Source organism: Thermonema lapsum, from assembly GCF_011761635.1.
GTDB classification, from domain to species: Bacteria; Bacteroidota; Bacteroidia; order Cytophagales; family Thermonemataceae; genus Thermonema; species Thermonema lapsum.
Genome location: NZ_JAASRN010000001.1, coordinates 370,543 through 393,352, shown reverse-complemented (window position 1 = coordinate 393,352; position 22,810 = coordinate 370,543). Strand labels below are relative to the sequence as shown.

The following is a 22,810-nucleotide window of genomic DNA, read 5'->3' as shown; positions in this document are numbered from 1 at the left end:
TACTTAGCACATAAACGCTTGTACAAAATAGAATATTCTACTAAAAAATGCAATGCATGCATAATATTTTTTTTCCGAACCAAAAAATAAGTTAAAGAAATAGAAGGCAGTATCTTGGCACCATACTACACGGCATATCGCAGTTCACCGGTCTATGCTTCAGCAAGTTGCTGTGCAGAATATGATTAAAGAGATTACTATCCCCTCACTTTGAGAGCCACCTTTTCTACAGTTCGTAACCCAAAAGGCGAGTGGTTCCAATTCAATAAGTCAGAGAAAATGTAATAAAGCAAATAAAAAGGCACTCCCTTACGAGAGTGCCTTTTTGATTGTTACTGTTACAATTATTCTGTGGTGAAAGTAATGGTTACTTCATTAGGAATACCTTTGCTGGGGTCGGCAATGTTCTTCACCCATATCATTTTGTTGTTACTGAAGGTAACCTTATACTCGCTGTCACCGCCGCTGTAAATATCAGGGTTCAAAACAACTTTACCGGGATTGTTGTTTTGCCCAGGGGTGTAGGTGTAGGTGCCCGATGCACTACCTATGGTGAACTGAGTATCGGTGAAAGCAGCAGGCTTCCCTTTGATAGCTTGATACTCAGCAGGCAAGCTACCGGTCTGCACGGTCACGTCCGATACCCTTTTATAGGATTTGAACGAAGGACCGCTGTCGCCTTTGTCTTTTTTGCAAGAAACGGCAAACAAAAGAATAGCAATCAGTGTGAAGAAATTGAAAACGTACTTTTTCATAACTTGTATCGTTTAGTACTTTTTGAAACTTAACTTATTTTCTCTTTTTTTGGAAGAATAAGATTTATTTTTTTATTAATTACTTCTTTAACGTAAAGGTAAACACCCGAGTTGGTACAATATTATTTCTTGCTGCCCTACTTCCCTTACGTTCAAAAGTAAAGCTAAAAGTGTCGGCATTCAAAGTAGTTACCTCAATAATTGTACCATCTCCAAGGCGGATTTGCTTGTACGTCTCATCTACAAAGCCCCACTCCCCTCTGTCTTGCGGAAAAGCTTCATTGCCATTATTTACATAGTACTTGAAACCCTCTATTTTCAAAAGGAAGCCATTGTAGGCAGTTACGTCTTGCACAGGCAAACCATTTTCGGTAATGCTCACTGAGCCCAGTAACCAAGTCCCTTGAATCAGGTCTTTGGGAGTAGGCGATGGCAAGGGGTTGGGTTTGTAGCAGGCAGTCAGCCCAATAAGAGCTGCCCACAGGAGTGTATATAGCACTTTTTTCATCATGGTTTTCTATTTTTTGTCTTAACGTTGAATCATTATTTTTTGAACAAACTGCTTTCCATTTTGCTCTATCAGAAGCAAGTACAAGCCTTCTTGCAAGGCTGCTTCCACTTCCATGGAGGGGGAGGCAGCTGTAGCATTCCACAACACGCGCCCTTTCATGTCATAGAGCATCAGATGGGCACCCGACTGCAAATGCTGAACCGTAAAACGCCCCCTTGCCGGGTTAGGATATACTTCTACGGTTACTGCCTGCAGGTCTTCTGTGGGCGTCAGATAAGCATCGCGAATACCCGTCACTTCAAAGTAACGCTGACCAAACTCCTGTAAGAAGTGGTTGGCAACCGTCGCATCGTGAATGATGAGTGTGTTTTCGTCATTGCTAGTATTAGCAGTGTTGCTCCAGTTATAAGAACCGACGACCACCAAGGGGTCTGAGGAAGGACGCGCCGCATCTACAATCAAATACTTATGGTGCAGCTGAGCAGCATTGAGCAGACTGTAGCGCTGTACGTTCACATTGCGAGTTATCAGCCAATTCACCATACTACCGGTCACAGGCTGCCCAGTATCTTCATTACGGTCATCTACCACACCTTTCACATCCCATCCTACGTTTTGCATAGAATCGATGGCAGCTGCCAGGTCGCTGTCAGTGATAAGCAGAAGCCCAAAGCGCAAGTCGTTGTTGCAAGAATAAATAGCGTTTTGAATTGCCGATTTGGTATTGTCGGTAGGTGCAAAGTAAACTTCTATTTTTTTACCTCCTACCATTACTTGTGAAGGTGTGTTTTTTATTTTTTTAGAGCCGAAGCGTGCTTTAGAGGCATCTGGAGTGGCAGTAGCACTGCCCCACATCTCCTCGAACTCAGCACGATAGACGCGTGCCAGCGTCTGGTCTTGAATAAACAAAAAGTGGTTGGGGTCAGTGGAGAGGTTATTGTTGGTCCAGTTACCCGAGCCGGTAATGACGTAGCTGTTGGTGCGGCTGTCGGCATCGATAACCACGAACTTATTGTGCATAATGCCTCCGCTGCGGCTGTTATCGCCCAAACGGGGAATAGCGGGATTTAAGTTGGTCAAAGCGGAGTTGGGACGGCTGTGGTCATAAATATAGCGTACCTGCACGCCGCGCTGATATGCACGGTTCAGGGCATTGATGATTTGAGTTGCCCCAGCAGTATTGGCGTTATACATAGCCACATCTACCGATACCTGCGCCATGTCTATATAGGAAGCTATGATATTGGCTATATTGCTGCTGACTTCGGCATTGCTACCTCGACTAAGTTGGGTATCTACGGCTTTGTTGAAGACCACACGAATGGTACCGCTTGACTCCGATGCCGTAGCGAAGAAATCATAAATAGTTACCTTTTTGCCTTCTTCTGTTTCGTTGAGTATGCTAAAGAAATAGAAAGATGCCGGCGACAAGCCAGTAATTTCTACGCTGTGTTGTTTCACGAAGTTGGTACCTTCAATAGTGCCAATAAAGGTAGTATCGTAGATAGCCACGTCATTGGTTACAGAATTGAGGGTCAGTCTGCCCCATTTTACGGTATGCTTGGCAGAGATGTTGGTTGTCCATGTAAGAGTAAAGCGGGTGGAAAACACATTTTTCTGCTGCAAGTTGGTTACAGCCAGCCCCACTTTATAGTCCTTGATTCCACGCGGTACTATTTGATATACGCCGTCGAAAGAGCCCAAAGGACCGGAAAGCGTCACCAAACCGCTGGCTATCTCTACCCCCACTAAGCTGTTGCCCGGATTGATACGGTATACAGGACCACAATCGGAAGAGATAGGGAAACAGTTACCGGGTATGGGGTTGTTAGGGTCGTCGATGTCGTAGCTGCGCCCCGACGAGCCCGAACCAAAAACATCGTCACTGGTATCGAGGATTACATCTTCGACTTTCACCAACATACCTTCATACTGCTCAGCTACAGCGGCATTGCTCAGGTCACTCACAGTCAACACGACGGGGGCAGGTAAAGGCTCGCCAGTAGCGATGACCTCTATTGCTGAAGGGTTCACAATTTGCAGGAGGGTACGAAAGTCGCCCAACTCACCGGTGATGCGTATTTTGTCGCCTTCCTTCAGAGCTTGCAGGGTGGCATTGCCCGGAGCGAAAATCCAGATACCGCCGGTAGCATCTTGTATTGCCCGGCTGCGGTTGCGGTTGTCGTAGTTTTGGTCGTTGGTAACGACCCCTTCCACGGTCACGACCGTACCCAACGACTGTTGGCGTGCCTCGGCAATGCTCATGACAGTTTGCGCATAGCCGGCACATGCCCAAAGTAGCGATACGATAAGAAGTGTCAATCGTTGTTTCATAGTTGTTGTGTTGGTTTAGGTAAAAGCCGGTGGTGCATAGGCAGCACCCACCGGCTGACAAAGATAGCTTATTCCACTAATAATTTCTTCACAGCTACGCGTTCATTTTGGCGTATTTGCAGGAAGTAAGCCCCCGCAGGCAAGTTCATTTGCATGTGGGTAGTACCTTCGGCTGTTCCGCCTGCTATGCGTTTACCCTGCAGGTTGAAGAGCGACCACTCCCATGCGCCACGCAGGTTGTCCACGGTCCAGTTACCGGATGTTGGGTTCGGATATACCTTCACTTGCGCGCTGAAAGCGGCATCTACGGCTGTGGCAGGGTCAACTTCAAGGTCGGCAGCTCTGCGCGGCATGATTTGATAGCCTTCATCATAAGGTGCGGTGGGGTCGTCCTGCATCACCAATCCGGTCAGAGAAAAAGTATATGTCGGCGCTTCGGTGCCAAACAAGTCGCTGTCATTATCAATACGCATCACGTAGTCACGATTACCATCGGTAACCACTACTGCCCAATAGTCTTTACCACTGACTACTTCACCCCAACCTGATACTACTCGCAACTTATTGAGGCGCACCAGTTGAGATTCGTACCTTTCTTCAAGCAGACTGGCAGCAGACAATTCCACGGGCGTCATGGTGGCAGCAGTACCCTTTTTCTGTATAGAAGAAGGTACTACTACGGTCATTCCATTGATATTATCAACTACTCCTTGCACGTGTAGCGAATCACCTTCAGCAACGGTGTAACCCAAATTGGTAGCACCGTTGTAAAATACTTGCAAGCCAGCTAAAGGTCTGGTATCAATCAAAGCAAATTGCAAAGAAGTAGCTGACACTCGGTTGATGTTGATACCATGCACCACGCCACGCACTTCCACAGTGGCACCGTCAAAGATAGATACCCCCATATTGTCAAGGGTTTGTACTTCGGCTATTTCGCGCACTTGCAGTTCGTCGTCAGCAATGGTAAGGGTATATACAATGTCTTTTCCGGTATCGAGTTTCAAACCACCCGTTGCCGAAGTGATGGTAAAGGTAGCGATGCGGTCGCCGTCGTTGTTGGAGTTGTTGACAGCCAAGACATTGAACTCTACATAAGTATCCCCTGCATTCACAGACAAGGAAACCACACCAGCATTAGCTGCTGGCGTAGTGCTCACGCCTACTGCGGCTGTGCCCCCTAAGGTTACTTTTACAGTAGAAGCAGCAGCGGCAGGCTCAGAGAAGTTTATACGAAGGGTTTTGGTTTTGCCTTCTAACACGGTGCCCGACACCGTAGCGTAGTATACATACGGTGCTACAATTTCGAAGTCGGCGCTGTTGCGGGCAGTGATGTATTTACCATCGCTGCGCTCGTTCAAAATACCTGTGATAATCACAGGCGTTGAGGGCACCGGCTGACCAATGTAATTCTCATTGAAGAAAGTAGTCCGGAATCTACCGGTCAAAGTACCGTTGGTAAAATTATATACTTGCCCATTGGCAAAATTGCCCAAAGTGGTAAAGGTTACCTGCTCGTTGATACGCACCACGCGCGCCTCATACTGCTCAAAGTTGTTGATAAAATCATTCATCGTGATGTTTGTGGGCACGATGGGGTTGCCCGTAGAAGTGGCTGGACCCGGGTCCGCAACGGGCACAAACTGAAGCATACCGCCAAATACGTTCAATCTGCCCTTCAAACCGGTGATGCCGTCGCCTACGTTATAGGATGTAGTAATGATACCCCCATTATCATCTATCAGAACAGCAGCCGTGTTGTCCTGCACAAACTTCTGGTTGCGGAAAGTCTGCTTGTAGGTCAGCACCACCTCGCCCATTACTTCATAAATAGTACTGTTGTCAGCGTTTTTGCTGCGCAGCTCTGCCAAGTTTGCTACCTGAACTATATTGCCCCTCTCTTCTCCACTAACTGCCACATTCACGGTAGTGGCGCCCGCGCTGCTGTGTGTGATATTACCACTCTTTACACCATCGGTACCCGACGAAGGCGCAAAGCGTACATAGATAGTAGTAGCATTCAAAGTAGGCAAGGTAAAATCAGTACCTGCCACCAAAGTGATGCTGCTGCTGAAGTTCGTGTTGTCTAAAGACACTTGAAAATTGGCAGGTGCCGTGATAATTACATTTCCCGTTAAGCCACTGCCCGAAAGGGTATAGCTCTGCGAAGCCGATACCTGACCATTATTCACCTGCCCAAAACTAGGCAAGCTGCTCACCGAAGTAGTAAGAGTGGGAAGTGTTACACTGGCGTTTGTTACTACAAAATTATCGATAGTCCAGCGAGCAGCCCCACCCGAAGTAGAAGAGGTATATACAAAAGCAATCACTGTGTTGGTGCTAGCATAGGCACTTATATCAATGGGAGACTGTGTAACCCAAGTATCAGAATTATTAGATGGAAGGGTTACCAGGTCCGTCCATGTAGCACTCGAAGGGGCACCGCCACTATAATTTGTAGATATCTTCACTACTAAATCAGGACCGGAAAACTTAGTTCTATACGCAAACGAAAGTGTAGATGAGGCAGAAGTGTTCAAAGCAGGTGAAAGCAACCAGTCCTCATTATCTTGAGGAGCACCACCAGCATACCCATTCATCTGAACACCATCCCCAGTTTGTCCAAATGTAGTGCACCCCCACGTCTGTGCACCCAATACATTATAAGCCGAGAAGCTGTTTAAATTGTTGCACCCAGTGAAATCCTCTGTGAAGTTCTGCGCATGCGCTTGTCCAATAGTGGACAAGACAAAGAGCGCCCAAAGGAAAAAGCGTAAAGATTGTCGTTTCATAGGAAGAAGCGTTTTGGTTCTAATTTATTTACTCAATGATGACTTTTTGCGTATTCCATTGATTCATAAGCATATAGCGCACAAAATACAACCCCTTGGTATAGTGCAACAGCCAGACCGCTCCAAGACGATGCTGCCATATGGCGAGCACCTGCCCCTGAGCATCGAGCAGTTGCAAAGTAGTACCTTCAGGCAAGCCTTCCACATAAAGAGCATGGCGAGCAGGGTTCGGATAGAAGCGTACGCTGTTGTCCGTAGCAGTGGTGATAGCAGTAATATATTCGCTATTTTCGAGAATAGTAAGCGTAAAAGAGGTTTGGCTGCCAGCTTGCAAACCATCGGGTAATTGACGCAAGTGGAAAATAATAGTTTCACCATCATCAAGCACATTGTCTTTTGCCAGACGCACACCCAAGCTGTAGGTCTGCACGCCTGCGGGCAGGGTCAGGCTGATTGTTCCTGAATTGGCAGCGGGCAGGGTTTCATAATCGACACCGTAAACGGCGGTACCATCAAGAGTAAGAATTAGTTGCTGGGGCTCGGTCAAGGGAGCACTCAGGCTAAACAAGAGCGGGTAGTCAAAGCCTTCTTTGAAACTGTCGCTGCTTTTGGCAAAATTTAGTGTGGGGCGTGCCGTTGCATCCTTGAGCGTAAGTGTGAAGGTCGCGGGCTGCCCCACGTTCAGCCCGTTGGTCGGGCTTGTAAGGGTCAAGACGATGGTCTCATCTGCTTCGATGATGGCATCCTCAAGTAGAGTAATGGTCAAGGTACGCCTTGTTTGACCGCCCGAAAAAGTGAGTTGCGTGGTGCTGAGTGTGTAATCGATGCCAAGGGTAGCAGTGCCCGCGGTCTGTATGTCTACGCTACAATTATTTAACAAGTCATTGTTGAGCAATACCTCTACGGTGTAGGTAGCTGGGCTGCCAATCGCTTCGTAGGCAATGGCAGCTGCTTTTGCCCAATACACATGCGTGGGTTGGGTAATTCCCCATACGGCTGACACCCATTCAGGATGGTCTATATAAGGATTGCGATTGCCTTGAATAGCATAAATAGCATTGTTACGATCTATTTCTTTCTGAGAGACAGGGTCCTGCACATGCCAGCTATAAAGTAGGTTCAGCGCCCAATCTTCAAACACTTTGTCAGAAGACCCATCCAAGACGGCGTCGCTATAGCTGGTGTAGTTCTCCCATGAGGCAATGATGTCTTGGTAGCGAGTAGCCATGTAAAAATAAGTGCGGGCAAAATCGCCTTTGTATTCGTCTATAGGCTCGAATACCTTACCCGAATAGCCCGGAAAGCTGCATGGACCTAACTTAGAGCCATTGGTAGATACCCACTCTGGATTGGCTACTTCACCAAAAGGATAATTGCCGCGCTTTTGGTTCACATAACCATCGGTCGGATAAAGATGGAAGAGGTCACTATACATGGGCGAGGCATTGTTGAACCAGCTTTTTGGGAAAGAATGCTCTCGGTTGTAACAATCTCCCTCTTTAGAGTAGCTACCACATTGGTCACTACCAAAACTATATTCATAAGCAGGGGTACCACCCGGCACGTCGGAATACATATCCCATACTTTGCCATTGGGCTTTTTGTCGGTGCTTTGGAAATGGTTCCACAAGGAGCTGTAGCTTTGCACTTGGTGGTTTTTTATAATGTTATGCAAAGCTGTTTTTAACGCATAACCTGTTTTGCCTTCGGCAGAGCTGTAGTAGTTGGCAGGTTGTGCCCCTGCCACACTGTTTGCCCACAGAAATACGGCAACAAGGATAAAGAAAGAGCGATAAAAATGCCTCATTAAGTAATAAATTATTAGAAAGCGGCTACAATTATAAGTACGTTTCTGCAAAGAAAGTAATTTTCTCTATTATCTTTATGTTAAGCGATTTATTAACAGTTTCTTAACATAAGGTAGCTTGGCATTCAGGTAAGTATGTTGTAGCTTTGAACGCTATTTTGGTAATTTCGTTCCAGTTGTCATAACCAAAAAACAAATACTTATGAAAGTAACGTTTACTTACTTATGCACGCTGTGTGTCTTGTTTTTGGCGGGCATCACGGCGCAAGCACAGGTAACCACCGCTTCGATGAGCGGAGTAGTGCTCGATGACCAGAAACAGCCACTCCCAGGAGCTATGGTGCTAGCCGTACACTTGCCCACCGGCTCTGAATATGGTGCAATAACCGAAGAAAGTGGCGCCTTTCGTCTTGTAAATCTTCCGGCAGGTGGTCCTTACCGTATCGAGGTAAGCTTTATCGGCTATCAAACTCAGCGCTTGGAAAATATCTACCTATCACTAGGGCAAGACTTGAAGCTAAACATAAAGCTATTACCCGAAGACATGCAGCTGGGAGCCGTAGAAATCAGCGCCGAGCGTGACTTGGTATTTGATGCCTCACGCACCGGAGCTTCTACCAACATTACCCGCGACCAGGTAGAAAACATGCCCACCCTCTCACGTGGTCTGCAAGACTTCGTGCGACTGACCCCTCAATTTGCTCCTCAAAGCAATGGCGGTCTTTCGTTTGCCGGGCAAAATAACCGTTATAACAATGTGATGATTGACGGTGCGGTAAACAACGACGTCTTCGGATTGAACGACCAAGGCACTCCCGGCGGACGTACCGGCTCACAGCCTATCAGCTTAGATGCTATCCAAGAGATTCAAGTGCTTATAGCCCCCTTCGATGTGCGTCAAGGTAATTTTGTAGGTGGCGGCGTGAACGCCATCACCCGCAGCGGTAGCAACAAAGTGGAAGGCTCTGCCTATTTTTATGGGCAAAACAGCGATATGGTAGGACGTAAAGTGGGGGACAATAAAGTAAACGTTACACAGTTTACCTACAACCAAGCGGGTTTCCGCATAGGTGGTCCGGTCATCAAAAACAAACTGTTTTTCTTTATAAACGGTGAAATAGGACGCCGCACCCAACCTTACACCTTCAACTTAGGTAGCTATGTAAACAACGACCCCACTCAACTGCAGCAACTCACCAATGAGCTGAACCAACTACGGCAGCTGGTCATCAACAAATTTGGCTACGACCCCGGCGACCCTACCCAAACCTACAACAACATACAGAATAACGACAAAGCCTTTATACGTTTCGACTACATCCTGAACAAGAAGCACCGCTTAACGCTGCGCCACAACTTCATCCATGCCTATTCGCAAGAAATCTTCCGAAACAGCAGCAACTTCTCCTTCCCCAGTTCAGGATACGATATCACCAACTATACCAACACTACTGTGTTGGAATTGCAAAGCCGATTCAATAACCGCATGAGCAACGAGTTTCGCTTGGGCTACAGTAATATCTACGACGTACGCGATAACAAAGCACGCCCCTTCCCTCAGTTGCGTGTGCCCAACAACAGTATTGGTACGGTCATTATCGGCACTGACCGCTTTGCCGGTTTGAACAGCCTCAAACAAGATTTGATTGAAATTACCGACAACTTTACCTACGTGCGGGGCAAACACACCTTCCTTGCTGGTACCAAAACTGAAATTTACTTTTTTGACAACAAATTTATTCCTTCATTTACCGGCGAATGGAGCTTCAACAGCGTATTTGCCCCCACTGACCCCGAAGCACCTGACTACAGCCTTGAATCGGGAACACCTACCTTTTATGTAAAAGAATATTCACGCACCAGTGACCCCAAACAAGGAGCTAAGTGGGGTGCTATCAACCCGGCTATTTATATTCAAGACACCTATGAGCCCACTGCCAACCTGCGCCTGACAATGGGCTTACGTGCCGATATACCTTTCATGGTCAATGACATCGACTATAACCCCATTTTTGAAGAGGTGTTTGGCTTTCCCAACAACGAAAAACCCAAAACAAGGGTGTTGTGGTCACCACGCTTTGGTGTAAACTGGGATGTAGCAGGCAAAGGCAAGACACAAGTGCGCGGCGGTGCAGGTATTTTCACCGGACGCCCGCCCTTCGTATGGCTCTCCAACCAGTACAGCAACACAGGGGTTACTTTCGGTGCCATCCAGCTAGCACAAGCCGAGCTCAACGCTATCTTCGCAGGCTTGAGCCCACAACAACGGGATGCCATCATTTCGAACCCTGCCTATTTACCTCCTAATGCCGGTGGTAACCAAGGCACCTCGCTCATCAACATCAGCAATCCCGACCTGCGCCTACCGCAAGTGGCACGCTTCAATGCAGCCGTGGATCAAAAACTGCCTTATGGCATTGTGGCTACTGCCGAATTCATATACTCCAAAACACTAAACGACCTGTATGTGCGTAATCTGAACTTGGCAGGTAAGCAAGGGATACTCAACAATGAAGGGCGCCCAGTATATGGTACCCCCGGTCAAGGTCCCGTATTGGTAGCCCCCAATCAATTCACCGGCGTATATTCGCTCGAAAACACTGATGGCGGCTATCAGTACAGCCTCACCGGTCAGCTACAGAAAAGAGGCAAGCACTACTTTGCCAATGTGGCTTATACCTACTCTATTGCCAAAACCATTGCCAGTGGGGGCGCTTCACGCGCACAGTCCAACTTTGCGAACACCCCCATCTCGAGCGACCCTAACAACCCCACTTTGGGCTTTAGTGAATACAACTTGAAACACCGCCTCATTGCCGCTGGCGGCTATACTTTCAATTACAGCAAACATGCCTCTACCCAAATCACTTTATTCTACTCAGCACAATCAGGAAGTCCTTACTCCTTCACCGTAGGTAATGGAGGTTTGCAAGACATCAATGCCGACGGTGTGATTGGTAACGAGCTAATTTACATACCGCGCAATGCTAATGAAATAGAATTTGCGAATTATACGACCACCGTTACCAATGCCAACGGGCAAAGGGTAAGCTATACAGTAACAGCTGCCGAGCAGTGGGAAGCATTCAACGCATTCATAGAGAACGAGCCTTCCTTGCGCGACCGCCGCGGTCAGTTTGCCGAGCGCAACGGCGCTAATGCCCCGTGGAATCAAAGCTTAGATATGCGCATCACCCAAAACTTGAACACCCAAGCATGGGGTACTAACCACCGCCTGCAGCTCACCTTGGACATATTCAATATGCTTAACTTGTTAAATCCTGATTGGGGAAAAATACGCTTCGGGCGTGGCAATGTGTTACTTGCCAATTCGTATAACAGCACCACCGGTAATATACGCTACCGCTTCAATCAAAGCCGTGCCATACCCGTAGAATACGACAACCAAGGCAACGTAACCAAAGTGCGCTTGGAGTTTGACAAATATGGCACTGCGAACATCAGCTCGCTGTGGCGTATGCAAATAGGCGTGCGCTATACCTTCTAACCCTCTTGTTTACTAAAAACATCAAGCGGCTGTCTTTTATAGAACAGCCGCTTTTCTTTTTTGAGGTATCTCAATAAGCAAAAGTAGCGGCACGCAAGAAGCTACTCAGGTGATTTTACTCTTTGAAGCTGTTAGGCAAAAGAAGGTCTGCTTTTTAGGTTGCTAACTTATTGAGCGTATAAACAATCAACTCTTCCACCAGCTCTTGGGGCTTTGCTGCAAATATGCCATTGATACGGTCTGCTAAGATGGCATTGAGCGAAATCATGTCGTGCCCTAACATATGCGCCATGGCATAATAGCCAGCAGTTTCCATTTCGAGGTTGGTCAAGCGCAAGCCTTCATACTCAAAAGATTGCAGGCGCTGTAACCAATCTTTCAAGCGTGCCGGCGCACGCAACTCCCGCCCTTGAGGTGCGTAAAAACCGGGGCAGGTGAGCGTAACCCCCTGCAACAAATCAGAAAAAAGCTCGCGCAGCTTAGGCGAAGCAGTGGCGGCATAAGGCTCGAAAGGCAATGACAAATGTTGCTTCAGCTGCTGCATCGCTGCTTTCAAGCCTTGTTCTTGCGGTGTATCGTAATCGTAAAAACACATGAGCGTATCGATACCCACCCCCACTGCCGATGCCAACAGGCTACCCACTGGCACCCCGGCATGTATGCTTCCCGACGTACCTACACGCACAATACGCAGGCGCTTCGGACTTGACTTAGGCAGCCGTTTTTCCAAGTCTATGTTTGCCAGAGCATCCAGTTCAGTCATCAGAATTTCTACATTGTCGGTACCCATACCCGACGAAATCACGGTCATGCGAGTGTCCCGGTAAGTACCCGTATGCGTTACAAACTCCCGTTTGTGCAAGCGGTATTCCACATGCTCAAAATAGCGGGAAATCATAGGTACCCGCTCAGGGTCGCCTACTACAATCACGGTATCTGCCAATTGTTCAGGACGCAAGCCCAAGTGATAAATGCTACCATCAGAATTAACTATCAGTTCCGAAGGTAGATAAATGGTGCTGTTCATCTCTTTTTGCTGCCCAAGATACGTAAGAAAAAAAAGACACTCAATGAGCAAAGGCACTTCAGGTACACAAAGCCTTCATGATTAGCTCCGCAATATGCGATTGTTGCGGTGTGGTGAGGGTGTAGCCCGAAGGTAAACACAAACCATGCTCGTAGAGGTATTCAGCGCTGTTACCATCTTGGAAAAACAGACTGCCGGCGGCAAGGGGTTGTTGGTGCAGCGGCTTCCATAAACGGCGACACTCTATGCCTTGACGCATGAGCTGCTCCATGACGCGCGCACGCATGGCGGGAGTGGCAAAAAGCAAGCAGTTAAGCCAATACGTGGGCTGTACTTCGGGCAGCAGGGGCTGCCAGTGAATATAGCCCTTTTGCTCCGCCTCTTTGAGCAGTTGCCGATAAAGCTGGGCTATTTCATATTTGCGCACAATGAAATTGGGTAGATACTCCATTTGTGCACATCCTACTGCTGCCAGCAAATTGCTCATGCGGTAGTTGTAGCCTACCTCTTCATGATGCCAGTCTCCTGCTGCTGTCTGTTTGGCTTGAGTCGCCCAGTAAAGCGCTTTTTTTGCCAAGTTTTCATCTGCCGATAAAAAAGCCCCCCCTCCGGAAGTGGTTATGATTTTGTTGCCGTTAAAAGAAAGGGCAGCACAACAGCCGAAGGTACCTGCCAGTTGCCCCTTCCATCGTACGCCCAAAGCTTCGGCAGCATCTTCTACCAGAGGTACCCCATGATTTTCTGCCACGCTGCGTAGCTCTTCCATTGGTGCCATGGCACCATACAAATGAACACAAAGCAAAGCACCTATGCGCCTACCTTGCTTTTTGAGTGTGTCCATGGCATGAACCGTTGCCTTCACACTCATATGCCAATGGGTAGGGTCGCTGTCTATGAACACCGGCTCCGCTCCCAAATAGCACACGGCATTGCAGGTAGCCACAAAAGTAAAAGAGGGCAACAAAACCACATCGCCGGCACGCACGCCGGCAGCTTTCAGCGCCAGATGCAAAGCAGCAGTGCCACTACTGAGCGCCACCGCTGCTACTCCGTGATAAGCACGCAAGAGTGATTCGAAGCGGTCAACAAAAGGACCAGCAGGCGCCATCCATCCGCTGTCTATGGCTTCTTGCACGTAGTGCTTGGTGTTGGGGGCAGAAAACGGAGGCGACAAATAAATTTTATATGTACTCATGACGGTTCATCCATTGGCGCAATACAAAGAAGGGAGTGCGCCATAAAATATACAAATCGAAGCAGAAACTTTGGTGCTGCACATACTCTATGTCGTAGTGCATCTTTTCATTCCAAGCCAAGACTTTGCCTCCTTGTATTTGCGCCCAGCCGGTAATACCGGGCTTGACAGCATGACGCCGCCTTTCAAGAGAGGTATAAAGCGGCAGGTATTCCGGCAATAAAGGACGTGGTCCTACAAACGACATCTCACCTCGCAATATATTCCACAATTGCGGTAGCTCGTCCAAGCCGGTATAGCGCAGAAAGCGTCCTACTGCAGGCGCTCTTGTCTCGTCATGCGGGTCCTCGCCGGCACGTGGCGGGCGCATGGTCTTAAATTTCCAAAGATAAAAAGGGCGTTCCCCTTTACCTATGCGCAGTTGCTTGTAAAAAGGGTTTCCTCGCCAATAGAGGGTCAAGAAAAAGGCAAGCAAAAAAAATAAAGGCATCAGCATAAAGACCAATGCCCCTGACAGCAAGTAGTCGAAGCATGTTTTGCCCCAACGGCTGTAGAAACTCATGAAACGGATTATTTCAAAAAGACCCGTTTGGTGGTACTGTATTTTGTGTTGCCTACCTCCACAATATACACGTCGGAGCGGGCATGCGACATATCAAACTCTTTGACGTAATTGCCTTTTTTCGTTATCCGTTCTTGGTACACCAAGTTGCCAATCACGTCGTAGATACGCAAAAAAACCCCCTCTGTATCATTGTAAAAACGTACAATAAAACGACGATTTCCTATAGCCTGCACTTCAAAATCCACGGGGTCAAAAATATCGAGCGTTTCGCCGGCATTTTTTTCTACCCACACATTGGCTAAAACCGGCGGCAAGTGTTTGATATGATTACGCACGATGACACCCCCCTGCGCCACACCAGCTAAACCAATGACCAATAAAAGATATGTAGAGAACTTTCCCATAAGCGATGTATGCTTCCTTTTTGTTTTCAATATTTCAAATTTCTTGCCATTTTCAATTTTGGAACAGCCAAAAGAACAGTTTTGTTCCGTCCCATGATAGAAACGAAGGAAACAAGCATAATATTTTCAATATTCTGCTTGTTTGCTCAAAGTACACATCAAAAGCCTGCAGACGGCTGGGCAATCGCACCCCACGCAAACGATGGTTTTCATACAACCAGTACCCTTCCTGCCAAAAGCCTATTTCCACCGGTTCGTGAAAATAAATCTTGTCTATATAATTTCCAAGCAAGTCAAAAAATAAAATATACGTTTTTCCATCCGTAAGCAACAGATAGTTTTGCACAAAATGCATTTGCCTGACGGGGGGCAAGTTTTCCTGCATATAGTAAAGCTGCTGCGGTGCTGTTGAACTCATATCCCATGCCAGCAGACGGCGGGCTTGGCTGTCCCACAAACGCAGGCTGCCATCAGGCGCCCAAGCCAAAGCAGTGATATTACCAAAAGCGAAGGGGATTTGCAGTTGGCGGGTAAGACGCAAGAAACGGTCGATAAAAAAGAGTTGTTGAGCATCTACAGAGAACAAAAGCGTTTGCACTCCTCCCCTGCTGTGCACCTCGCTCAGCACGACACGAGACGGTAAACTTTGGGCACTTAACCGCTGCCCTTGATGGTCGATAAGGTATAGATTAGCGTCTAAGTCGGCAAGCAGCAGCTGTCCCGGGCGCAGGCTCCCCCAGGCAGCAAGCGAGCCAAAGGGTAGTTCGGCAAAAAGCTTTAAAGTGTCTTGGGCATGCAGTCGGGGGGCTAATAAAAGCAGCAATACCAGTAAACTACAATACAGGCTGCGGTTCATAGGTTTCCAAAGACAAAGACTCACCATCAAAGACGGCAAAGGTATAATCGCTCAGCCACTCGCCCGTATTGACATAGCGGGCGCCGCGGTCCCCTACGGGCAAGTCAAGCGGCAAATGACGATGCCCGAAGAGGTAATAATCGTGCGGGTTGTGCTTTTCTATTTCTTGTGCATACTGCCACAGCCATTCATCCTCTCCCAAGAAATGTTTGTCGTCGGCGGCATGTTGTGCCCGACTGCGCGAAGAAAAATAACAAGCCAGTGCGATGCCTGTGTCGGGGTGTATCTGGCGAAAAATCCAACGCCCCCAACGACTCTCAAACACCTTTTTCAGTTTTTTATAGGTTTTGTCGCCGGGTCCCAAGCCGTCGCCGTGTGCTATGTAAAAGCGCTTGCCAGCTATTTGCAAAGACAATGGACGGCGATGGATGCGCATGCCCAACTCCACGCTGAAATAGTCGTCCACCCACATATCATGATTACCGGGGAAAAACCAAAGTTTTACGCCTTTGTCGTTGATTTCAGCGAGTTTTCCAAGCAAACGGACAAAGCCTTTGGGCACTGCCCGGCGGTATTCAAACCAAAAGTCGAAAAGGTCGCCAAGTAGAAACAAATAATGAGCTTGGGGCGCCACCACTTCGTCAAGCCAGCGGACAATCAGCTGCTCCCGCTTGCGGCTTTCAATATAAGAAGGTGCCCCCAGGTGGAAGTCAGAAACAAAAAAGGCTTTTTTGCCACTATCCAGTGTCAACGTCAGGCTCATACAGGACTTTCAATCAAAAAGACATACAAAGCCATAGGACCGTGTGCCCCCAACACCAAAGTTTTTTCTATGTCGGCGGTGCGGCTGGGTCCGGTAATCAATGAAAACATGGATGGCAGCTGTTGGTTGTAACGCTTGCGCATGAGCGCAAAAGCATCGTGTATATCATAAACCAATTGCGAAGTAAAAGCCACCACGATGTGCACTTCGGGGAAGACAGAAAGCGCCCGCCCCCCTGCCTGCCGCGAAGACACAAGCACACTACCGGTGCGTGCTACCAGTGCCTCACAGGTGGTGATGCCTACCTTGGCATCCATAAGAGCGTGCCGCCCACTGCTAAAAGGCAAGTCGGCAACTTTCAGCACCTCCTGCAAATGCGGGTCTTCCACACATATTTCACCGGCAAAGTATTTTTCCAGCACGGGGCTTAGCTCCCTAATGAACTCTTTTTCGTCTATGCAAAAACTAAACTTTGCCCCAGATTTTACCAAATTTTGGGCAAAAAGCACTGCCAAGTCATTCTCTTCCACTGCATGATAAACAGACGCAGAGAAGTCCGGTTTACGAAGGGACTTCTCTGCAGGCTGTGCCAAAGCTTTACGTATTTTGGCTAAAATCTGTTCTCGCATGTACCGCTTTGCTTATGAGGTCTTATCTTCTTTTTCTGCCGTCGAAGCCACATCCTCCGGTGAAGCTGTCTCGTTGCCATTGAGAGGATATTGCTCGTGTTTGTCAGCGGCGTCTGTTTTCTCTTTGTTTTTTTCGAGATAACTCTGATAAGTCGTCGGCTTATTGAAAGGACGTTTGCCTATAAGCTCTTCCAAGTCAGTTTGGAACAATATTTCGCGCTTGAGGAGCTCTTGAGCTATGGTTTCCAATTCTTTTCTGCGCTCCTGCAGCAAGTTTTTCACGCGCTCGTAGGCTTGGCGCACGATTTTTTGCACCTCCTGGTCTATAATCTGCGCCGTGGCTTCGGAATAGGGCTTGGTAGCCATTATTTCCGAGGGCTGAGAATCATAGTAGGAAATATGTCCTAAGGTGGGGTTCATGCCGTAGATAGTAACCATGCCATAAGCCATCTTGGTTACGCGTTCCAGGTCACTGAGGGCACCTGTCGATATTTTACCAAAGACGATTTCTTCGGCGGCACGCCCACCCAATGCCATACACATCTCATCCATCAATTGGTCGGTCTGGTAGAGGTATTGTTCTTTGGGCAGATATTGCGCATACCCCAGCGCAGCCACGCCACGCGGCACAATGCTCACTTTCACCAAAGGGTCGGCATGTTCGAGGAACCAACCCGCAATGGCATGCCCCGCTTCATGATAAGCTACTATTTGTTTCTCTTCGGGTGAGATGATTTTGTTTTTCTTCTCCAAGCCGCCTATCACGCGGTCTATGGCGTCTTGGAAGTCCTGCATGTCGATGCGGTCTTTGTTTTTGCGGGCGGCAATCAAAGCAGCTTCGTTACATACGTTGGCGATTTCGGCACCGGCAAAACCGGGAGTTTGCGCTGCCAATTTCTTGGGGTCCACATCCTCAGCCAAGCGCAGGGGGCGCAAATGCACTTTAAAAATAGCTTCACGCCCTACGATATCGGGCTTATCAATAGCTATTTGACGATCGAAACGCCCGGGACGTAACAAAGCAGGGTCCAAAATATCGGGACGGTTGGTCGCTGCCAAAATAATTACGCCGGAGTTGGTCGTAAAACCGTCCATTTCTACCAACAAAGAGTTAAGCGTATTTTCGCGCTCGTCGTTGGCTCCGGGTATAGAAGCCCGGCTGCGCGAACGCCCGATGGCATCTATTTCGTCTATGAAGATGATACAAGGCGCTTTTTCTTTTGCTTGCTTAAAGAGGTCACGCACACGCGCAGCCCCTACCCCTACAAACATCTCCACAAAGTCCGACCCCGACAACGAGAAGAAAGGCACCCCCGCCTCGCCTGCTACGGCTTTTGCCAGCAGGGTTTTGCCAGTACCGGGAGGTCCTACCAGTAAAGCCCCTTTGGGTATTTTTCCACCCAAACGAGTAAATTTAGCAGGGTTCTTCAAGAACTCCACTATTTCTTTTATTTCTTCTTTGGCTTCGTCGAGCCCTGCCACGTCATCGAAAGTAACATTCACGCGGTTATCGGCATCGAAGAGTGCTGCACGCGAGCGCCCGATATTGAAAATCTGACCGCCACCGCCAACGCCACCCGACATGCGGCGCATCAAGAACCAGAATCCGAAAATCATTAAAAACAGCAGCAGCCAGTTAAGAAGGGTGCCCACCCAATCGGAGCGCTCTTCCACACGGTAGTCTATGCGCTTGTCGGCAGGCAGTTCTTTTTGAAGCTGCTCATAACGCTCAAGGAAGTTGTCAATGGAGGCTACCCGCAAACGTATGTGCGGACCACCATAAGACAAAGCTGAGCGCTGATTGAGCAACTTGGCATATTTACCGCTTTCGATGGCTTCTTTACTGATTGTTGCTTCTACTATTTTTTCGTTGGATATAACCACCACCTCGACGAGGTCGCCCTCGCGAAGCATCTGTTCAAACTTGGAATAGGTTACTTCTACCGTAGCCGGTCCTTGTGAAAGGTAGGTAATCAGCAAAATGCCGAGAATGAAGGATAAGACCCACCAGAACTGCATGCCTCCGTCGGAACGACCGGGTTTGTTTTTTCTTTGATTGTCTTGCATCGATTTTCAATTGTTTACTTATAAAACCACTTATCGAACAAAATGGTTGTTAAATTTAAGGTTAGTCTTCGACAACTATCATAGGGGCATCAGCCCACAACTCTTCCAAGGCATAATATTCGCGGGTTTGCCGCTGGAAGAGATGTACAACCACATCGACATAGTCCATCAGCACCCACAGTTTGCGCTCCCGCCCCTCGATGTGCCATGGGGATTGCCATACTTCTTTTTGCACGATTTTTTCTACCGAATCCATCAACGCTTGCAAATGTGTATCCGAAGAGCCTGTGGCAATCACAAAAAAATCGGCTACTGCTTGAGGTACCCCCCGAAGGTCTAAAATCACGATGTCTTCACCTTTCTTTTCTTGCAACCCTTTTACTACGACTTGAGCAAGTGTTTGAGAATCTACATCCACAGGTTTTATACTCATGCGCCTTTTCTATTTAGAATACTTCTTTACTTTTGTAAACACAAAAGTATAAAAAAGCATTTCACAAACCTAATGCCATAAAGCCCCAGAACGCCCCTATGTCATACATCTATCTGCCAGAATGTCGCTCTACCAATAGCGAAGCCTTGCGACTGATTGAAGAACAAGGCGTTAGTGAAGGCACCTATGTTTACACCGACTGCCAGACTGCCGGGCGCGGACAGATGAACACCCGCTGGGAGGCTGCTCCCGGCTTGAACATCACGGCATCATTGATATTGCGACCTGTTTTTTTGCCTCCCTCCCAACAATTCATGCTGAGCATAGTGGCAGCCTTAGGGGTGTATGACTTTGCTGTCGATTATCTGCAAAACGAAGGGCTCTATATCAAGTGGGCAAACGACTTGCTATACCAGGGGCGCAAGCTAAGTGGCATCTTGGTGCAATGTGTATTGCAACAGGGTATTAAAGCCGCCGTTGTGGGGGTGGGCTTCAATGTAAACCAAGCCCATTTCGAATCCCCCGGTGCAGTATCATTACACCAAATCACCGGGCGTTTTTACAACTTGACTCCACTGCACGAACGCCTACGCCAATGCCTGCTTCAGCGCTATGAACAGCTACGTCGCGGCGAAATGGAAGCACTGCAACAGAACTACCTGCAACGCCTGTGGCGCCTGCACCAACCGGCATCTTATCGCGACAAACAGGGGATTTTCGAAGGCATCATCCGGGGGATAGACCCCTACGGGCGCTTAATTGTGGAACATGTCGCTCGGGCAAAAGCCCATTTGTACAACATCAAGGAAATAGAGTTTCTTTAGAAACGGCATGTGCTACTTTTTTTTATTAGCTTTGTTAAAAGCAGTGTCTTATCTTCATTAAAGCACCTTGCTTATGAGTCGATTAAAACCCATACTCAGCCTTCTGCTGCTTTGCTTTTGTTGCATGAGTGCCCTCGCCCAATATGAGGAGGGGGATAAGCTGCTTTCACAAGGACTTATTGACGACGCCTTAAAAAGCTATCTCCGACAATACAAGGGCAATCAAAAAAACGACGTACAGCTGCTGCTGCGCATAGGGAAGGCTTTTTTGATGCAATACGAAGCAAACAAGCAACAGAAGGCGCTTGAATATCTTGAAACTGCCCACCGCATCGCCCCACAAGAAGCCAACGTGGCATATTATTACGCCGAAGCGCTGATGAAACATAAACGCTTTGACGAGGCAGCACAGATAGCCAAAGAAGGGGTAGCACATGCCAAAGAAGCACGTCTGCGTGAACAGCTACAAAAAAGACATGAAGGCGCCTTGCTTGCAAAAAAATGTTATGCCTCTCCTGAAGAAATTTTTATAGAAAACGCTGGCAAGCCCATCAATTCCAAAGAAAACGACTTGGCACCGGTAGTTGCCACCGACGACAACCACCTGATATACAGCCGACAAGTTTTCAATAACCGCCTGCGCGTATGGGAAGAACAAGTATATATGGCGGTAAAACAAGAATATGTATGGAAACAGTCCATACCCCTTGCATTTCCGGGTATTAGCGGCAGTGTACGCACAGCGGCACTTTCACCCGACGGACAGCACCTTTATCTTTACATTTATGACTTAGAGCGCAAAGGCGAACTGTATGAATGTCGTTTCGATGGCAGCACTTTCACAACCCCCACCCCACTACCCGAACCCATCAATTCGCCTTATGAGGAAAGCAGCATGAGCATCACCGCCGACGGCAACTGGCTCTTCTTTGCCAGCGACCGCCCCAGTGGCTATGGTGGAAAAGACATTTATGTATGCTACAAAAACCCAGACGGCAGCTGGAGCGAGCCTGAGAACTTAGGTCCCCAAATCAATACCCCCTTTGACGAAGAAGCACCTTTTATCCATCCCGACAAACGCCATTTGTATTTTACCAGCAATGGTCATCCTACACTCGGTGGCAAGGACATCTTCCGCGCCGAGCGTTCCGGCAATGTGTGGGGCAAAGTGCAAAATATGGGATACCCGCTCAATACCCCCTTCGACGATGGTTATTTTGTTCTCTCTGCCGATGGCAAAAAAGGCTACTTCTCTTCTAACCGCCCCGAAGGCATAGGACAAGCCGACCTATATATCGTAGGCTTTCCGGATGAAAGCAAACAGGTCATTCCCCTGACCATGATACGCGGACGTATATTGGCAGGCGACCCGCCCCTTCCAGTAAAGGCGCAAATCAAAGTCATAGACAAAGAGAAGAATGAGTATCTGCCTTGGGTTTATAATCCCAACCCCGGCACAGGCTACTATTTGATGATATTCCCTCCCGGGAAAGACTATGACATGGTCATCGAGGCAGAAGGTTACTTGCCCTATCTGGTCAATATCAATGTACCCAATCAAGAGTATTTCTACGAGCTGTACCAAGAGATTCGCCTCTCAAAAAAAGTAGTAGATGACAGGGAGATAGCCGAGCAAATCTCCATCACCAACGTATTTAAAGACGTTCCGGAAGAAAAACGAAACCCCGATGAGTTTGGTGAACAAAAGCTGGACCTCTACGACCTGATGGAAGATATCATTGCCTCGGAAGATAGCGTAGCGATGAACTACCTCTTGTCTATCATGTATAAAGATGCCCCCCTGATGGAGCCCGTTCAGAATGAAAAAGTCGATAAAAAGTCTGTGGAGGTGGTTTTCTTTTACGAAGACGCCAAAGGGCAAATGCAAGAGATAAAAGTAGGCGACGAAACACTAAAAACCATGCCACGCATACGCACCGATGTCGCTTCGCTTGAAGAGGACTACTCCGGCAACCAAGGCAAGATAGAGTTGAAAAAGAAATATGTGGCGTACTTCCCAGTGGGCGAAGCCCGACTCGACAACCGTGCCAAAGCCGAGCTACTCAAATTCATTGATTATGTAAAAAAACACCCCGAAGTGGGTGTATGGATTGAGGGCTATGCCTCACCGGAAGGTGAAAGTGAGAAAAACCAAATTCTATCGGAAGAGCGCGCAAAAGCCGTATATGACTTTTTTGTGGAATTCGGCGTAGAACCCAAGCGTATTCGCTACAAAGGTATGGGTAACCAGAGACAAGACAGCAGCGTGGCGCGCCGTCTGATGCGCCGTACCGACGTGATGTTACTTCCTTTAAACGAACTGAAAAACCAAGAATAAAG

Annotated in this window: 17 protein-coding genes; 3 read left to right on the top strand and 14 right to left on the bottom strand. The window is 48.0% G+C overall.

Annotation, left to right across the window (positions count from 1 at the left end):
- Positions 1–344: 344 nt before the first annotated feature.
- From FHS56_RS01635 to FHS56_RS01615, 5 genes are all read right to left on the bottom strand, one after another.
- Positions 345–755 (bottom strand): hypothetical protein, encoded by a 411-nt coding sequence (locus FHS56_RS01635; RefSeq protein ID WP_166918144.1) that lies wholly within the window; start codon positions 753–755, stop codon positions 345–347.
- Between the two features lie 79 nt (positions 756–834).
- On the bottom strand, positions 835–1,266 hold the full coding sequence (locus FHS56_RS01630) for a hypothetical protein (protein WP_166918143.1): 432 nt from the start codon (positions 1,264–1,266) through the stop codon (positions 835–837).
- An 18-nt stretch (positions 1,267–1,284) separates the two neighbouring features.
- The gene (locus tag FHS56_RS01625; RefSeq protein WP_166918142.1) at positions 1,285–3,600 is read right to left on the bottom strand and encodes a phospholipase D-like domain-containing protein; all 2,316 of its coding nucleotides are present in this window, start codon (positions 3,598–3,600) and stop codon (positions 1,285–1,287) included.
- Between the two features lie 68 nt (positions 3,601–3,668).
- Positions 3,669–6,392, bottom strand: coding sequence for a T9SS-dependent choice-of-anchor J family protein (locus FHS56_RS01620; RefSeq protein ID WP_166918141.1), 2,724 nt, complete (start codon positions 6,390–6,392; stop codon positions 3,669–3,671).
- Positions 6,393–6,420: 28 nt separating this feature from the next.
- Entirely contained in the window at positions 6,421–8,199 is a 1,779-nt protein-coding gene (locus FHS56_RS01615) for an endonuclease (protein WP_166918140.1), read from the bottom strand.
- A gap of 202 nt (positions 8,200–8,401) precedes the next feature.
- Between FHS56_RS01615 and FHS56_RS01610 the strand changes: the two genes are divergently transcribed.
- Positions 8,402–11,707 (top strand): TonB-dependent receptor, encoded by a 3,306-nt coding sequence (locus tag FHS56_RS01610; RefSeq protein ID WP_166918139.1) that lies wholly within the window; start codon positions 8,402–8,404, stop codon positions 11,705–11,707.
- Between the two features lie 154 nt (positions 11,708–11,861).
- Here the strand turns inward: FHS56_RS01610 and FHS56_RS01605 are convergent, their stop codons facing one another.
- The 9 genes from FHS56_RS01605 to rsfS form a co-directional block, all read right to left on the bottom strand.
- Positions 11,862–12,734: a nucleoside phosphorylase gene (locus tag FHS56_RS01605; protein ID WP_166918138.1), complete on the bottom strand. Its 873-nt coding sequence runs from the start codon at positions 12,732–12,734 to the stop codon at positions 11,862–11,864.
- Between the two features lie 58 nt (positions 12,735–12,792).
- Positions 12,793–13,929 (bottom strand): aminotransferase class I/II-fold pyridoxal phosphate-dependent enzyme, encoded by a 1,137-nt coding sequence (locus tag FHS56_RS01600; protein WP_166918137.1) that lies wholly within the window; start codon positions 13,927–13,929, stop codon positions 12,793–12,795.
- Positions 13,916–14,491, bottom strand: a complete 576-nt coding sequence (locus FHS56_RS01595; RefSeq protein ID WP_166918136.1) for a sugar transferase — start codon at positions 14,489–14,491, stop codon at positions 13,916–13,918. Before FHS56_RS01595 ends, FHS56_RS01600 begins: the two co-directional genes overlap by 14 nt.
- 8 nt (positions 14,492–14,499) lie before the next feature.
- Entirely contained in the window at positions 14,500–14,898 is a 399-nt protein-coding gene (locus FHS56_RS01590; RefSeq protein WP_166918135.1) for a T9SS type A sorting domain-containing protein, read from the bottom strand.
- Between the two features lie 52 nt (positions 14,899–14,950).
- Entirely contained in the window at positions 14,951–15,754 is an 804-nt protein-coding gene (locus FHS56_RS01585; RefSeq protein WP_166918134.1) for a hypothetical protein, read from the bottom strand.
- Positions 15,732–16,517 (bottom strand): UDP-2,3-diacylglucosamine diphosphatase, encoded by a 786-nt coding sequence (locus FHS56_RS01580; protein WP_166918133.1) that lies wholly within the window; start codon positions 16,515–16,517, stop codon positions 15,732–15,734. The genes FHS56_RS01585 and FHS56_RS01580 overlap by 23 nt, the downstream gene beginning before the upstream one ends.
- The gene (locus FHS56_RS01575) at positions 16,514–17,146 is read right to left on the bottom strand and encodes a LutC/YkgG family protein (RefSeq protein ID WP_166918132.1); all 633 of its coding nucleotides are present in this window, start codon (positions 17,144–17,146) and stop codon (positions 16,514–16,516) included. The genes FHS56_RS01580 and FHS56_RS01575 overlap by 4 nt, the downstream gene beginning before the upstream one ends.
- A gap of 12 nt (positions 17,147–17,158) precedes the next feature.
- Positions 17,159–19,213, bottom strand: coding sequence for an ATP-dependent zinc metalloprotease FtsH (gene ftsH / locus FHS56_RS01570; RefSeq protein ID WP_166918131.1), 2,055 nt, complete (start codon positions 19,211–19,213; stop codon positions 17,159–17,161).
- Between the two features lie 61 nt (positions 19,214–19,274).
- Positions 19,275–19,646, bottom strand: a complete 372-nt coding sequence (gene rsfS, locus FHS56_RS01565; protein WP_166918130.1) for a ribosome silencing factor — start codon at positions 19,644–19,646, stop codon at positions 19,275–19,277.
- A 98-nt stretch (positions 19,647–19,744) separates the two neighbouring features.
- Between rsfS and FHS56_RS01560 the strand changes: the two genes are divergently transcribed.
- The gene (locus FHS56_RS01560; RefSeq protein ID WP_166918129.1) at positions 19,745–20,470 is read left to right on the top strand and encodes a biotin--[acetyl-CoA-carboxylase] ligase; all 726 of its coding nucleotides are present in this window, start codon (positions 19,745–19,747) and stop codon (positions 20,468–20,470) included.
- Between the two features lie 73 nt (positions 20,471–20,543).
- Positions 20,544–22,808, top strand: coding sequence for an OmpA family protein (locus FHS56_RS01555; RefSeq protein ID WP_166918128.1), 2,265 nt, complete (start codon positions 20,544–20,546; stop codon positions 22,806–22,808).
- The last annotated feature ends 2 nt before the right edge of the window (positions 22,809–22,810 follow it).